The organism is Nonomuraea polychroma, from assembly GCF_004011505.1.
GTDB lineage: Bacteria > Actinomycetota > Actinomycetes > Streptosporangiales > Streptosporangiaceae > Nonomuraea > Nonomuraea polychroma.
The window spans coordinates 1,501,906-1,517,003 of sequence record NZ_SAUN01000001.1 but is presented as its reverse complement, the minus strand read 5'-3'; the positions used below and the strand labels follow the sequence as shown (position 1 = coordinate 1,517,003).

13 protein-coding genes are annotated in these 15,098 nt (G+C 72.7%); 10 read left to right on the top strand and 3 right to left on the bottom strand.

Annotated elements, in window-relative coordinates; translation table 11 throughout:
* Positions 1 to 47 precede the first annotated feature (47 nt).
* The 4 genes from EDD27_RS06640 (at position 48) to EDD27_RS06625 (ending at position 6,514) form a co-directional block, all read left to right on the top strand.
* The gene (locus EDD27_RS06640) at positions 48 to 2,834 is read left to right on the top strand and encodes an FAD-binding and (Fe-S)-binding domain-containing protein (protein ID WP_479680927.1); all 2,787 of its coding nucleotides are present in this window, start codon (positions 48 to 50) and stop codon (positions 2,832 to 2,834) included.
* A 67-nt stretch (positions 2,835 to 2,901) separates the two neighbouring features.
* Positions 2,902 to 4,065 carry an NAD(P)/FAD-dependent oxidoreductase gene (locus EDD27_RS06635; RefSeq protein ID WP_206641285.1) on the top strand — a complete coding sequence of 388 codons (1,164 nt, stop codon included), beginning with the start codon at positions 2,902 to 2,904 and terminating at the stop codon, positions 4,063 to 4,065.
* 18 nt (positions 4,066 to 4,083) lie between these two features.
* Entirely contained in the window at positions 4,084 to 5,607 is a 1,524-nt protein-coding gene (amaB, locus tag EDD27_RS06630) for an L-piperidine-6-carboxylate dehydrogenase (protein ID WP_206641284.1), read from the top strand.
* A 124-nt stretch (positions 5,608 to 5,731) separates the two neighbouring features.
* Complete coding sequence (locus tag EDD27_RS06625) at positions 5,732 to 6,514, top strand: neutral zinc metallopeptidase (protein WP_127931566.1); 783 nt, start codon at positions 5,732 to 5,734, stop codon at positions 6,512 to 6,514.
* 6 nt (positions 6,515 to 6,520) lie between these two features.
* On the opposite strand, the gene EDD27_RS06620 is transcribed toward EDD27_RS06625, so the two are convergent.
* The 3 genes from EDD27_RS06620 to EDD27_RS06615 are packed head-to-tail and all read right to left on the bottom strand — an operon-like array spanning position 6,521 to position 8,167.
* A complete protein-coding gene (locus EDD27_RS06620) occupies positions 6,521 to 7,177 on the bottom strand; it encodes a DsbA family oxidoreductase (RefSeq protein ID WP_338324635.1) in 657 nt (218 codons plus the stop codon).
* Complete coding sequence (locus EDD27_RS53975; protein ID WP_164903511.1) at positions 7,174 to 7,350, bottom strand: hypothetical protein; 177 nt, start codon at positions 7,348 to 7,350, stop codon at positions 7,174 to 7,176. The genes EDD27_RS06620 and EDD27_RS53975 overlap by 4 nt, the downstream gene beginning before the upstream one ends.
* A gap of 49 nt (positions 7,351 to 7,399) precedes the next feature.
* Complete coding sequence (locus tag EDD27_RS06615; protein WP_127931565.1) at positions 7,400 to 8,167, bottom strand: SDR family NAD(P)-dependent oxidoreductase; 768 nt, start codon at positions 8,165 to 8,167, stop codon at positions 7,400 to 7,402.
* A gap of 151 nt (positions 8,168 to 8,318) precedes the next feature.
* Here EDD27_RS06615 and EDD27_RS06610 point away from each other — a divergent pair, with 151 nt between their 5' ends.
* From EDD27_RS06610 to EDD27_RS06585, 6 genes are all read left to right on the top strand, one after another.
* Positions 8,319 to 8,948, top strand: coding sequence for a TetR/AcrR family transcriptional regulator (locus tag EDD27_RS06610; protein WP_127931564.1), 630 nt, complete (start codon positions 8,319 to 8,321; stop codon positions 8,946 to 8,948).
* A 236-nt stretch (positions 8,949 to 9,184) separates the two neighbouring features.
* The gene (locus tag EDD27_RS06605; protein WP_127931563.1) at positions 9,185 to 9,805 is read left to right on the top strand and encodes a response regulator transcription factor; all 621 of its coding nucleotides are present in this window, start codon (positions 9,185 to 9,187) and stop codon (positions 9,803 to 9,805) included.
* Between the two features lie 11 nt (positions 9,806 to 9,816).
* Complete coding sequence (locus tag EDD27_RS06600) at positions 9,817 to 10,482, top strand: Pvc16 family protein (protein WP_127931562.1); 666 nt, start codon at positions 9,817 to 9,819, stop codon at positions 10,480 to 10,482.
* On the top strand, positions 10,479 to 11,756 hold the full coding sequence (locus EDD27_RS06595) for a zinc ribbon domain-containing protein (protein ID WP_127931561.1): 1,278 nt from the start codon (positions 10,479 to 10,481) through the stop codon (positions 11,754 to 11,756). The genes EDD27_RS06600 and EDD27_RS06595 overlap by 4 nt, the downstream gene beginning before the upstream one ends.
* Positions 11,753 to 13,735 carry an ATP-binding protein gene (locus tag EDD27_RS57635; RefSeq protein ID WP_127931560.1) on the top strand — a complete coding sequence of 661 codons (1,983 nt, stop codon included), beginning with the start codon at positions 11,753 to 11,755 and terminating at the stop codon, positions 13,733 to 13,735. Before EDD27_RS06595 ends, EDD27_RS57635 begins: the two co-directional genes overlap by 4 nt.
* Positions 13,732 to 14,982: a PASTA domain-containing protein gene (locus EDD27_RS06585; RefSeq protein WP_127931559.1), complete on the top strand. Its 1,251-nt coding sequence runs from the start codon at positions 13,732 to 13,734 to the stop codon at positions 14,980 to 14,982. Before EDD27_RS57635 ends, EDD27_RS06585 begins: the two co-directional genes overlap by 4 nt.
* Positions 14,983 to 15,098: the final 116 nt, after the last annotated feature.

The window sequence follows — 15,098 nt, the reverse complement described above, 5'->3', positions numbered from 1 at the left end:
AACGCCGCGGCACGCCAGCTCTTGACCGGCCTTTCGTCGCATGTAACATGCCACTCATGGATCGAGCCGCCGCTCTCGCGACAGACCTCCGCCGGCGCGGGGTCACCGACGTGCTGGCCGACTCCACGTCGCGATCGATCCATTCCTCCGACGCCTCGCTCTACCGGGTGCCGCCGCTGCTGGTCGCACGGCCGAGGTCCGCCGAGGACGTGGCCACCGCGATCGAGCTGTGCACGCGCCACGAGGTGCCCTTGACGGCGCGCGGCGGCGGCACGTCGGTCGCCGGGAACGCGGTCGGCCCAGGCCTCCTGCTGGACTTCAGCCGCCACATGAACCGGGTGCTGCACGTCGACGCCGAGGCCCGGACGGCAGTGGTGCAGCCCGGGGTCGTCCAGGCGGAGCTGCAGCGGGCGGCGGCCCCGTACGGGCTCAGGTTCGGCCCCGATCCCTCCACCCACACCCGGTGCACGATCGGCGGCATGATCGGGAACAACGCGTGCGGCTCCAGGACGCTCGGCTACGGCCGCACCTCCGACAACGTCGCCGGGCTGAAGGCCGTGGCAGGCGACGGCGCCGCGCTGGACGACGCCGGCAAGCGCGCCGCGCTGCGCGACCTCGCGATGGCGAACCTGGCGACGATCAGGACGGAGTTCGGCAGGTTCGGGCGGCAGATGTCCGGCTACGCGCTGGAGCACCTGCTGCCGGAGAACGGCTTCGACGTGGCCCGCCTGCTCGTGGGCAGCGAGGGCACCCTTGCCGTGGTCACCGAGGCGACGGTCACGCTGGTGACCGACCCGGCGTACCGGGCGTTGGTGGTGCTGGGCTACGGCGACATCGCGGCCGCCGGCGACGCCGCGCCCGCCGTGCTGGAGCACCGGCCCACCGCCTGCGAGGGCATCGACGCGCGCATCGTCGACGTCGTACGCCGGCGGCGCGGGGTGGACGCGGTGCCGCCGCTGCCACACGGGGCCGGGTGGCTGTTCGTCGAGGTCGCGGGGGACGACGAGGCCGAGGTGCTGGAGCGGGCCGGGCGGGTGGCGGCCGGCGGCCAAGACGCGCTCCTCGTCACCGACCCGGCGCGGGCCGCGGCGCTCTGGCGCATCAGGGAGGACGGCGCGGGCTTGTCCGGCCGCAGCCCGGCCGGGCTGCCGGCGCACGCGGGCTGGGAGGACGCCGCCGTGCCGCCCGCGATGCTGGGACGCTACCTGCGCGACTTCGAGTCGTTGCTGGCCGAGCACGGCCTGACCGGCCTGCCCTACGGGCACTTCGGCGACGGCTGCCTGCACATCCGGATCGACGTGCCGCTGGACCGGCCGGGCGGGCGCACGGTGTTCCGCGACTTCCTGGTCGCCGCGGCCACGCTGGTCGCCGGCTACGGCGGCTCGTTGTCCGGTGAGCACGGCGACGGCCGCGCCAGGAGCGAGCTGCTGCCGCTGATGTACTCGGAAGCGGCGCTCGGCCTGTTCGCCGGCATCAAGGCGATCTTCGACCCCGGTGACGTGCTCAACCCCGGCGTGCTCGTACGGCCCCGCCCGCTCGACGCCGACCTGCGGGTCCCGGCCGCCCACCCGGTACGCGGCGGCCTGGCCATGGCCTACCGCTCCGACGGCGGCGACTTCGTGCAGGCCGTGCACCGCTGCACCGGAGTGGGCAAGTGCCGCGCGGACAACACCGCGACCGGCGGCGTGATGTGCCCGTCCTACCTGGCCACCAAAGAGGAGAAGGACTCCACCCGCGGCCGGGCCAGGGCGCTGCAGGAGATGGTCAACGGCTCCCTGGTCGCCGAGGGCTGGCGCTCGCCCGAGGTGCACGAGGCCCTCGACCTGTGTCTGTCCTGCAAGGGCTGCGCCTCGGACTGCCCGACCGGGATCGACATGGCCGCGTACAAGTCCGAGGTGCTCTACCAGAGCTACCGCGGGCGGCGGCGCCCGGCCGCGCATTACTCCCTGGGCAGGCTGCCGGTGTGGGCGCGGCTGGCCGGCCGGATGCCGCGTGCCGTCAACGCGGCGTTGCGGACGCCAGGCCTGCGGCGGCCGGCGCTGGCGCTGGCCGGGGTGGACCCGCGGCGCACGCTGCCCGCGTTCGCGCGGCAGACGTTCCGGTCCTGGTTCGCAAGGACGCGGCGGCCAGCAGGGGGCGAGCCGGTGCTGCTGTTCGTCGACACCTTCACCGACCACTTCGCGCCGGAGGTGGGCCGCGCCACCGTGGCGGTGCTGGAGGCGGCGGGCTACCGGCCGCGGATCAGCGAGCGCCGCCAGTGCTGTGCGCTCACCTGGATCTCCACCGGCCAGCTGGACGCGGCCAGGAGCATCCTGGGCCGCACGGTCGCGGAGCTGAGGGAGGCCGCCGAGCAAGGGGTGCCGATCGTCGGGATGGAGCCGTCGTGCACGGCGGTCCTGCGTTCGGACGCGGTGGAGCTGCTGGACGAGGCGGCGGCCGAGCCGGTGGCGCGCATGACCCGCACCTTGGCCGAGCTGCTGTCGCAGACCCCCGGCTGGCGGCCGCCCGCGCTGGACGGGCTGCCGGTGGTGGCCCAGCCGCACTGCCACCACCACGCCGTCATGGGCTGGGACCAGGACGCCCGGCTGCTGCGCGCGGCGGGCGCGGAGGTGCGGCGGCTGGGCGGGTGCTGCGGTCTGGCGGGCAACTTCGGGATGGAGAAGGGGCACTACGAGGTGTCCGTGGCGGTGGCCGGTCACCAGCTGCTGCCGGCGCTCCAGGAGTCGGAGAGCATCGTCCTGGCCGACGGCTTCTCCTGCCGTACGCAGATCGCCGACCTCTCACCCCGGCGGGGGATCCACCTGGCCCAGCTTCTCGCCGGCCGATTGCCGTAGGCGGCACTTTGCTCGATTTGTCCGATCCGCGATGCTAGATGCGGGAAACCCCCCGAAAGGACGAAACATGCACGAAACCGGACGCGTGCTGCCCTCGCGGGCCTCGGTGGTCATCATCGGAGGTGGCGCCATGGGCGTCAGCTCGGCGTACGCGCTGGCCGCGGCCGGGGTGCCCGACGTGGTCCTGATCGACAAGGGGCCGCTGGGCTCCGGCTCCACCTCGAAGGCGGCCGGAGGCGTGCGCGCGCAGTTCTCCGATCGGGTCAACATCGAGCTCGCGGTACGCAGCCTGGAGACGTTCGAGACCTTCGCCGACCGCTTCGGGCAGGAGATCGACCTGCACAAGGTGGGCTACCTGTTCCTGCTCGACTCACCGGAGTCGGTCGCGGAGTTCGAGAAGAACGTCGCGGTCCAGAACGACCTCGGCGTGCCCAGCCGGATGATCTCGGTGCGCGAGGCCGCGGAGCTGTCACCGCTGATCGACACCGACGGGCTGCTCGCCGCCGCCTACTCCCCCACCGACGGCCACTGCACACCCGAGTCCGTGGTGCTCGGATACGCGGGCGCGGCCCGCCGGATGGGCGCGCGGCTGCTGCCCAACTGCGCCGCGACCGGCATCGAAACGGTGGACGGCCGCATCGCCGCGGTCCTGACCGAGGGCGGCCGCATCGAGACCGACACCGTGATCTGCGCGGCCGGCGCCTGGTCACGGCCGATCGGCGGGTGGGTGGGCGTGGACCTGCCGGTGACCCCGCTGCGCAGGCAGGTCCTCGTCACCGAGCCCGTCCCCGATCTGCCGCCGACCGCGTTCACCATCGACTTCGGCACCACGTTCTACTTCCACCGCGAAGGCCCGGGGCTCCTGCTCGGCATGTCCGACCCCGACGAGACCCCGGGGTTCAAGCTGGATCGGTCCGACGCCTGGCTGCCGCGCCTCGGCGAGGCCATGGCCCGTCGAGCCCCGGCCCTGATGGAGACCGGCATCGCCACGGGCTGGGCCGGCCTGTACGAGGTGACGCCGGACCACAACGCGCTCATCGGGACCGCCCCCGGTGTCGACAGGTTCATCTACGCCACCGGCTTCTCCGGCCACGGCTTCCTGATGAGCCCGGCCGTCGGCGAGGTGGTCCGCGACCTCTACCTCGGCCGGACCCCGTTCGTGGACGTCACCGGCTTCGACGCCGGCCGCTTCGCCCAGTCCTGGACCAGGCCCGAGCTGAACATCGTCTGACCCGAAGGGATTTCGTTGATGGGAACCACACTGCCCGGCGCCGACGAACTGGCCGCGCTGGCGCGTGAGACCGCCAAGCGCTGCGGCGCCGAGGTGGGCGGCGAGGTCACGACGACCTCGCCGATCAACGGCCTGCCGCTGGCCGCCGTGGACTGGGTGGACGCCGCCGCGGTCGACGAGGCGGTGGCGCGGGCCAGGGAGGCGTTCCTGGCCTGGCGTACCGTGCCCGCGCCCGCCAGGGGCGCGCTGGTGAAGCGGCTCGGCGAGCTGCTGACCGAGCACAAGGCGGACCTCGCCACCCTGATCAGCCTGGAGGTCGGGAAGATCACCTCCGAGGCCCTCGGCGAGGTCCAGGAGATGATCGACATATGCGACTTCGCGGTGGGACTGTCCCGCCAGCTGTACGGGCGCACGATCAGCTCGGAACGGCCCGGCCACCGGCTCATGGAGACCTGGCATCCGCTGGGCGTCGTCGGCGTGATCAGCGCCTTCAACTTCCCGGCCGCGGTGTGGTCGTGGAACGCGGCGATCGCCCTGGTGTGCGGCGACCCGGTCGTCTGGAAGCCGTCGGAGCTGGCCCCGCTGACCGCCCTGGCCTGCGCCGCGCTGCTGGACCGGGCCGTGGCCGAGCAGGGCGCGCCGGCGTACCTGAGCCAGGTGCTGATCGGCGGGCCGGAGGTCGGCGAGGCGCTCGTCGACCACCCGGGGATCGCCCTGGTCAGCGCCACCGGCTCGACCCGCATGGGCCGGGCGGTGGGGCCTCGGGTGGCCGCCAGGTTCGGGCGGTCGCTGCTGGAGCTCGGCGGCAACAACGCGGCCGTGGTGTGCCCGTCGGCGGACCTGGACCTGGCCACGCGCGGCATCGTGTTCTCGGCCGCGGGGACGGCGGGCCAGCGGTGCACCACCATGCGGCGGGTCATCGCGCACATCGACGTCGCGGACGCGCTGGTGGAGCGCATCGCGGCCGCGTACCGGAGGCTGCCGATCGGGAACCCGACGACGCCGGGCACCCTGGTGGGGCCGCTCATCAACGAGCGCGCGCACACGGCCATGCGCGACGCGCTGGCGGCGGCACTGGAGCAGGGCGGGACGCTGATCGCCGGCGGCGGGCGCCGGCTTGCCGACCAGGCGCCGAACGCCTTCTACGCCGAGCCCGCGCTGATGCGGATGGGCGAGCAGACCCCGATCGTGACCCAGGAGACGTTCGCTCCCATCCTGTACGTCCTGCCGTACGAGACCCTGGAGGAGGCCATCGCGCTCAACAACGCGGTGCCCCAGGGCCTGTCGTCCAGCATCTTCACCCGCGACCAGGCCGAGGCCGAGCTCTTCCTGTCGGCCGAGGGCTCCGACTGCGGGATCGTCAACGTCAACATCGGCACCTCCGGGGCCGAGATCGGCGGCGCGTTCGGCGGCGAGAAGGAGACCGGCGGCGGCCGCGAGTCGGGCTCGGACGCCTGGCGCGGCTACATGCGCCGGGCCACCAACACGATCAACTACTCCGGTGCGCTGCCGCTCGCCCAGGGGGTCGAGTTCACCATCTGACCGCCCCCGCTCCAGCATCGCCCTGTGCCCGGCCCCGAGCGGCACCGGACCGCCCGATCCGGGCCGGGCCCGCGCGGGGCCGGATCTAGCGCTCTTTACCGCGGGAGCCCTATTCTCGCCCGATGTGAAACCCCTCAAGATCGCGGCACTCGCCTGCGCCCTCATCACGCCCTTTGCCGGAACGGCGACCGCGCACGCCTCGGCATATCCGGTGAAAAACCCCGTACTCACCAAAAATTCGCTGTATCAGAGCGGCCCGCTGCCCACGACGACCTGCGAGGAGTTGCCGGTCGAGCCCAAGAACCGCGACCAGGCCCGCGCCTACATTGACGAGGTCATCCGCTGCCTGGAGAACACGTGGGGGCAGCACCTGAAGAATGCCGGCCTGCCTTATGAGCCGGTCAAGGTCCGGCACGTGACGCGCCTGCCCAAGAAGTACTGCGGTTCCGACGTCGGGAAAGAGGATTCCCAGGCGTGGTATTGCGACTGGGACCGGACGCTGTCCTTCCAGCTCGGCACGTCATGGCTCGACACCCCTTCCGACCTCTGGCTCTTCAACCTGGCCGCGTCGATGTACAGCTACCACGTGCTGAAATTGGCCGGCATATACGATGCCGGCGAAGACCTCAGAGCCGGCAGCAAGTCCGAGCACCACGAGCAGATCCGGCGCCTGTCCCTGCAGGTCGAGTGCCTCGGCGGCGCCTTCATGCAGAGCGTCTGGCCGCTCAAGGGCAGGACCACGGAGGACTGGGACAAGCTCCTGTGGTTCGTCTGGGGCGATCAGCGGGGCGAAGCCCCCGTGTACGGCAAGACCAGCACCATCAGGCACTGGATCCGGGCCGGTTTCCGCACGGGGGACCCCGGTTCCTGCAACACCTGGTCGGCGCCCTCGTCGAAGGTGGCCTAAGCAGGTTCAGCGCGTTGTGGCGGCGTCCGCGTGGGCCGTGCGCAGCGCGGAGAGGAAGGCGTCGGCCGGTTGAGCGCCGGACAGGCCGTAAGCGCGGTTGATGACGTAGAACGGCACGCCGGTGATGCCGAGGCCGCGTGCCTCACGGATGTCGGCCTCCACGGCGTCGGCGTAGGCGTCGCTGCCGAGGACCTTCCGGGTCTCGTCCTCGGGAATGCCGAGCTCGGCGGCGAGGCGGACCAGGGTGTCGGGGTCGTCGACGATTGCGCCCTCGACCAGGTGGGCGCTGAGCAGCCGCTCGTGCATCTGCCCGCCGAGACCGTGCCACGCCGCCAGATGGCTCACCCGGTGGGCGTCGATCGTGTTGACCGAGGTGGCCTTGTCCAGGGCGTACGTCAGGCCTTCCGCGGCGGCGAGGTCGGTGACCTGCTGGATCATCGACCGCACCTGGGCGGGCGGGGCGCCGGTCTTTTTGGCCAGGTTCTCCATGGCGGGCACGCGGCGTCCCTGGGGATGGGCCGGGTCGAGCTGGAAGCTGCGCCAGTGCAGCTCCACCTCGTCGGCGTGCTCGAAGCGGGCGAGGGCCGACTCCAGGCGCCGCTTGCCGATGTAGCACCACGGGCAGACGACGTCGGACCAGATGTCGATGCGCAGCGTGCTCACAGGACGCACACTCCGTCCGCGCAGGTGGGTGCGGTGTCCGAGCCCACGGTGATCAGGCGCGGCGGGCCGGCGGGTTCCGCGCCGTGGTGGCCGGTCGCCGCCGCGTCCGCTCCGTGAGGAGCAGGCTCGATGGCCGGCGCTGGAGCGCCGTCGTGGTGGGTGAAATCAGTCATGGTCACTCCAATGACTTCGGATTCAGGGCCCTGGAGGTGTGCCCAGGGTTCATGCCGTGGTCGCCCCGGCCTGCGGGGTCAGCGATGCGGGGTGGATCTGCTCGACGCGGTCGCGTCTGGTGTACATGTCCCAGTAGTGCTCGGCGAGGTCGTCCGGGTCGGCAATGGTGATCTCGATACCGCCGGGCAGCTCTGCGGGCATGGCCGCAGCGTCCGCCTGGGCCGCCGCGGCGGCCTCGGCGGCCTCGCTGCGCGCGATGAGGGCCGCGATGGCCAGGGTCCCGGCGTAGACGCCGGTGCCTGCCAGTTCGCCGTTGAGGGAGTGCAGGTAGTTGCGGGCGGCGGACATCACCGGGCCCACGCCGCTGAGGTAGGGCATCGGCTGCACCGCCGAGTAGCCGTGGGTCAGCAGGATGGCGCCGTCACCGCGCTCGGTCATCTCGGGCAGCACCGCGCGGACGACCTCCACCGGGGTGAGCAGGAACAGCCGGGACAGCCTCTCCAGAGTGGCCGCGTCCAGCGCGGTGGCCGGGGTGAAGGACTGGTCGCCGCTGATCGGTCCGTACTCGACGACGTCGATCCGGCCGAAGTGGCGACGAATGGCATCGACCAGGGCGGGGACCTGCGCTGGATCGGCGAGGTCGGCGGCGAACGGGGCGGCCTCGATGCCCTCGCCGGCCAACTGCGCGACGAGAGTGTCCAGCCGGTCCTTGCGTCGGGCCACCAGGGCGACGCGGAAGCCTTCACGGCCGAAGCGGCGGGCGACCGAAACGCCGAGCCCGGTACCGGCGCCGAAGACGACGATCACTTTGGACATGGGACTGCTCCTTGCAGGCCGAGCTATCTCGACCGCCGGGTCAACTTACGGCTTCGACGGTAGCATACAATTTGACCCGGGGGTCAAGTTGCAGTCGTTCGCGGGATGCGATCATGGAGCCGGACACACCAGCACGAGGAGGAGCGCCGTGATGCGGGCCGACGCGCAACGAAACGCGGCGAAGCTGCGTACCGCCGCGGCAGAGCTGTTCCGCGAACGCGGCCTCCAGGTCTCACTCAAGGAGATCGCGCGCCGGGCCGGCGTGAGCCACGGCACCCTCTACAACCTCTTCGGCACCCGCGAGGCGCTCATTGACGAGGTGGTGGCCGATCTGGCGGCCGACCGTCTCGCCGAAGCCGCCGAGCAGGCCCTGGCCCGCGACGACGCCTGGGAGGGGTTCGCGTACTACATCGAGAAGGTCTGCGAGCTGCAGGCCACCGACCCGGCGGTCAGCGATGTGATCGCCGGTCGCTACCCGGGCGCCGAACGCCTGATGGCCCTCTGCGAAAGCAGCCACGCCGCCGCCGCGCGCATCATCGAACGCGCCCAGCAGGCCGGTGCGCTGCGGCCGGACTTCACCCGCGGGGATCTGCTGTTCGTCTTCGGCACCAACGCCGTGCTGGCCCGCGCCTCCGCCGATGCCGCTCCCACCGCCTGGCGTCGGGGCGTCGCCTTCATGCTGGACGGCCTGCGTACCGAAGCCGCCCGCCCTCTTCCTGTCGGCCCGCTGACCGAGGAGCAGCTCGCCCAGGTGCTCGGCGGCCTCACCGGCACGCCGTAACCGCTCCGGCCGCTCACCACCGTCAACCCAGCAAAGCACCGCTCCCCGCGGACTGTGAGAGCGCCGGATAACCGGTCGGCGTCTCAGGGGTGGGGCTGAGATTCTGCAGCACGGGCTGACGCCGCCCCTTGGCAGAGGTGCCCGCAGGGGCGGCCGGACGTGCATGTTGACCGTACGTTAAGTGCCCGCTCCCATGCTTCCGGTGACGCCTGCTCGTCTGCCGATGGGAGCGTGGAATGGAACGCGTCGCTGTCATGGTTCACGCGCACGACCCGCTCCTGCGGGCGGGTCTGGTGAGTCAGTTGCGGGCGCGGCCGGAGGTGCGACTGCTCGACCGGGACGACACCGGCGAGGCGGCCGTCGTGGTGCTGGCCGCTGACATGGTGTCCGAGCCGGTCATGGTGGATCTGCGGCGGCTGCGCAGCCATGGCGCGCGGCTGCTGGCAGTGATCGGGCACATCGGTGACGCCGATCTGCTGTCGGTGGTGGAGGTCGGCGTCGCGGGAGTGCTGCGCAGGTCCGAGGCGACGCCGGAGCGGCTGGTGGCCACGATCCAGGCGGCCGCCGCGGGAGACGGCTCCATGCCGCCCGATCTGCTCGGCAAACTGCTCAGCCAGGTGCAGATGGTGCAGCGGGACCTGCTCGACCCGCGCGGGCTGCGGTTCACCGGGCTGGCCGACCGGGAGATCGAGGTGTTGCGGCTGGTCGCCGACGGCTACGACACCGCGCAGATCGCGGCCACCCTGTGTTACTCGCAACGCACCGTGAAGAGCGTCCTGCACGACGTGATGAGCAGGCTGCACCTGCGCAACCGGCCGCACGCGGTGGCCTACGCGTTGCGTAACGGGCTGTTGTAGGGCAGGCGGCGATGATTCACGAGGTCGACGCGGTGCTGCGAGGACTCATCCGCGAGGAGGCGCTCAGCGGGGCGGACGTCGAGGTGGTGCTGGACGCGCCGACGCGCGAGTGGGCGGCGCGGCGCAACACGCCGACCGTCAACATGTACCTGTACGACCTGCGCGAAGACCTGCGACGCAGGCAGCAGGGCACGCTGACCGAGCGGGACGCCGACGGCACCGCCACGACCCGGCACGCGCCGCCGCGTTACGTCCGCCTGTCCTATCTGATCACCGCCTGGACGCAGCGGCCCGAGGACGAGCACCAGCTGCTGGGCGCGATGCTGCACCGGCTGCTGGGGTGCGACAGGCTGCCGCCGGAACGCCTCGTCGGCTCCCTGGCGGAGCTGGGGCTGCCCGTCCCGGTGAGCGTCGCCGCGCCGCCGCCGGAAGACCGTGGCTTCGCCGAGGTGTGGACCGCGCTGGGCGGGGAGCTGAAGCCGTCCCTGGACGTGGCGGTGAGCGCGCCGCTGCTGGTCTCGCCGGGAACCAGGGTCGGCCCGCCGGTCACGGAGGGCATGCGGCTCACGATGGCTGAACGCGGCGACGGCGACCGTGCCCGCGACGAACTGGGCCACCTGGTGCAGGGCGAGCCGCCCGCCCGCCACATCACGATCCGGAGGAGGACCCAGCCATGAGCACCGTCTGCCCGTCCTGCGGCCATCGCAACGCCGACGGCGCCGAGTTCTGCCAGTCCTGCAACGCGTACCTGAACTGGAACCCCACCATCGCCGAGCCGCTCCAGGCCAAGGCCGCCCCCAGGACGGCCCCCGCCGACCCGCCCACCATGTCGTCCGGCCCTCTCAACCTGGACGCTCTGCCCCGCCCCGGCCAGCCTCCGCCGGCGGCGAACCCCGTCCCGCCGGCGGGCCCCGACGTCTACGACCACGCCCCCGCGGCACCCGCCCCACCACAGCCACCACCACGGCAAAGCGGAGCCGCCGACCATCCGGCACCGGCGAGGCTGGACCCCCCTGCCGTGTACGAACCTCCCGCACCCGCCAGGACCATCCCCTGGCTCTGGATCGGCCTCGCCGCGGCCGTGGTGATGATCGCCGCCGCGGCCGTCACCTACGTGCTCATCTTCGGCCTGCCCTGGGTGCAGCCTCCGCCGGACTCCGCCGGACGCGGCACGCTCGCCCCCGGCCAGGCCACGGCCGTGATCTCCGACGCCCGCATCACCGCCAAGTCGAAGATCTTCCTCACACCCAACAGCACCGGCCCGGGCAATCCGCAGGCCAAGGGCTTGCGGGTGGCGCAGATCCAGGACGGCGGCATGGTCGTCACCACCCTGGACGGCCGGCCGGCCGACGTCGACCAGGCGCTGCCTTTCGACTACCTGGCCATCAACCACGAGGAGGGGCGGCTCGGCGCCGGCCGCTACGTCAGCGGCACGGCCGTGCTCGACGCGTTCACGGCGTCGGCCGACGTCCCGGCCCAGGCGACCGCCGGAGACTCGGCGATCCTGCTCGGCGTGGGCGCGGGCCCGGCTCCCGCCGCGCCGCTGGAGATCAGCAGCCGGAGTCCGGGCGTCTCCTTCGCGGTGTCCACGTCCGGCCTGCAACCGCACCCGGCGGAGCTCCGCTTCCACTGGCTGGTGGTCAACCGTGCGGGTGAAGGCGGTGGCGAGTTCCGCATCATGATGTCAGCCTCGCGCGTGGAGCCCGGCCAGAGCACCGCGACCCTGGCGGTCCCGCAGGCCGCGTCGCCCTGGGTGCTGTTGACCACCGATCATTCACGGCGGGAGGGGCAGGAAGGGCAGGAGACGGGGGCGCACCCGGGCGTCTTCACGATCCAGGCCGAGGACGGCAAGGTCGTGGTCTCCACCATGGACCGCGGGCCTGCGCCCACGGCCGGCGCACCGTTCGGCTGGCTGGTCCTGTGGCCGCGGGCGGAGGCGACCCCGTCGTGACGGCCCCGTTGCTCCACCGCCTGGCGGGCGTGGAACACCGGGTACGGCAGGCGGTGGCCGACGCCCGCACCACGGATCATCACCCGGACGATCCGTTCCGCGGCCTCTACCTGACCGAGCGGGACGTGGAACGCATCCTGTCCACCGGCCGCGCGCCCTTCGACGGCCCCCAGCCGAGCGGGCCGCCCGGAACCTCGCGCCTGGACGTCCTCGCGGCGCGCGCCGGGCTGCTTCCGCTGGATCTGGAGCTGCTCCTGATCGCTCTGGCCCCCGACGTGGACAGCCGCTTCGAGCAGCTGTACGGCTACCTGAACGACGACGTCACCCGCAGGCGCGCGACGGCGGGCCTGGCGCTGCGCCTGGCAGGAGTGCACGAGGCGGCGGCGCCGGGCCGGGCCAGGCTGTCCGCGTCCGGCCCACTGGTGGCCTGCGGCCTGCTCGTGGTGGAAGAGCCCGACCGGCCCTTCCTGTCCCGCGCCCTCCGGGTTCCCGACCGGGTGGTCGCGCACCTCCTCGGCGACGACCGGCCCGACTCCGCCCTGGCCGGCTTCACCTGCCCACCGGAGCCGGCGGTGACGGGACTGCCCGAGACCGACCAGCTGTCCCGGGCGGTGGAGCACGGCATCCGCCTCCTCTACCTCCGCGAGCGTCCGGGAGGCTGCGCCAGGACCCTGGCCGCCTCCGCGCTCACCAGCCCGGTCCTCTGCGCCGACCCCGCCCGCATGAACGGCGCCGCCGACGCCCTGGCGTTGCTCCGCGAGTCGCTGCTGACCGGCGCCGCCGTCCTGCTCGGCCCCGTCGGCCCCGGCACACCCCCGACCGCGGCGCTGGAGGCGCTCGGGCCGCCCGCCGTGCCCGTGCTGGTGCATGGGAGCGGCGAGTGGGATCCGGCCTGGAGCACTGAACCCCCGCTCAGGCTCGACGTGGGTCCCGCCCCGCCCGGCACCCGCCGCGCCCTGTGGTCCAGCGTCCTCGGCCCGGAGGTGGACCCGGCCGCCACCGCCCACTTCACCCTCACCCCCGCCCAAGTACGGCGCGCCGCCCGAGCCGCTCACCTGGCCGCCCTCGCCGAAGAGCTCCCGGTCACCGCCCCCCACCTGCGTTCCGGCGCCCGCGCCCAGAACGCCTCCAGTCTGGAACGACTGGCCCGCCGCATCGAACCGGCCGTCTCCTGGGCCGACCTCGTCACCCCGCCCCCGGTCGTCGCCCAGTTGCGGGAGCTGGCTGACCGCGCCAGGCTGCGGGAGCGGGTGCTGGGCGCCTGGCGGATGCGCACGGGCGGTGGACGCGGGCGGGGCGTCACGGCGCTGTTCGCCGGGGACTCGGGCACGGGCAAGACGATGTCCGCTGAGGTCGTGGCCGCCGAGCTGGGGCTGGACCTGTACGTCGTCGATCTGGCCACGGTCGTGGACAAGTACGTCGGCGAGACCGAGAAGAACCTGGAACGCGTCTTCACCGAGGCGTCCAGCGTCAACGGCGTGCTGCTGTTCGACGAGGCGGACGCCATCTTCGGCAAGCGTTCGGAGGTGCGGGACGCCCACGACAGGTACGCCAACCTCGAGAGCGCCTACCTGTTGCAGCGCATGGAGACGTTCGACGGCGTCGCGATCCTGTCCACGAACCTGCGGGCCAACCTGGACGAGGCCTTCACCCGGCGCCTGGACCTGGTGATCGAGTTCCCGCTGCCCGACGCGGGGCTGCGGCTGGCCCTGTGGGACGCCTGCCTGGGCCCGCTGCTGCCCCGGACGGACGATCTCGACCTTGACTTCCTCGCCTCGGCGTTCGAGCTGGCGGGCGGGCACATCAGGTCCGCCGCCGTGACCGCCGCGTACCTGGCCGCGTCCGCCGACCGGCCGGTGCGCATGGCGGACGTGGTGCGGGCCGTCGCCAGGGAGTACCGCAAGCTCGGCCGGCTGCGCCTGGACCGCGAGTTCGGCCCGTACCTATCCCTCGTCACCGCGGAGGAGGGCCTGCCATGAACGTCACCTGCGGATCATGCGGCCGCGACAACCCCGAAGGCGTCACCACGTGCCAGTGGTGCGGCACCGCACAAGTGTCCGCCCGCCAGCCCCAGACCTCGGTACGGCCCGCCGCCGAACAACGCCGGGGCCTGCGCCTGTCCCTGGAGTCCCGGGAACTGTCCGCCGAGCCGGGCACCACGGTCACCATGGCGGTGACCCTCCACAACACCGGCACCCGCGTCGAGCGCGTGCGCTTCCGCGTGGCGGGCCCGGCGCAGCCGTGGTCGGAGGTGGAGCCGGAGGAGGTGGACGTCTACCCGCAGAGCCCGGTCCGGGGCGAGGTGCGCTTCTCCCCGCCACGCTCCCCCACCTGCCCGTCGGGGCTGTGGGGCTTCGCCGTACTGGCGGAGTCGATGGTGAACCCCGGGCTGAACAAGCACCAGACCGGCACCGTCGACGTCGCCGCCTACCACGCCCTGACCGCCCGCCTGTCCCCCCAGACCAGCCGCGGCCTCGGCACCACCAAGCACACCCTGGTCCTCGACAACCAGGGCAACAGCCCGGAAGAGGTACGGCTGAGCGCCACCGACCCCGAGAACGCCCTGCGCATCGAGCTGCCCGCCCAGGTGACCGCCAACCCCGGCCAGACACCCGTGACCGTACTGATCACGACGGGCGGCGCAGGCGCGCAGATCGCCTTCCACATCACCATCACCTCCTCGCACGGAACGCCCATCGAGGTACAGGGCATGCGCATCGTGCCCGACCCGGAGCCCGCCCACGCCCCTGAGCCGCCTCCGCCACCGCCACCGCCACCGCCACCATCACCGGAGCCTCCACCGCCGCGGCTCCCAGAACCGCCCCGGCGAAGCGGCATGGGCCCGCTGATCGCGACCTTGCTCGGCCTGTTGCTGCTGGGCGCCTGCGGGGCCGGGGCGATCGCGATCCTGTCCCAGCTCAAGGGCAACCCGTTCACGCCGCCGACGGTGGAGCAGTCGGCTCCGCCGTCCCCCTCGGAGAGCATGAGCTCGCCCGAGACCACCGAGCCGGAGACCACCCCACCGGAGACGCCTGAGCCCGAGACCGTTCCCGTACCGAATGTGGTCGGGCAGGACCTGGGGACGGCGATGGCGACGTTGCTGGACGCCGGGCTGACGCCGAAGGCGGCCGACGAGGCGTCGGTCGACGCCCCGGTGATCGAAGCCGACCCCGCGCCCGGCACCCGGGTCGCCCCCGGAACCGAGGTGAACCTCACCGTGGGCTGAGCGCCCCCACCGACCTGGCCGTTGCCCGAAAGGGCAGCCATCGCCGCCCCTTCGCCTGTCCCGGCGCTGCCCCTTCGCCTGTCCCCCTGGCGCTGGGCGAGGGCCGCTCCCGCCCT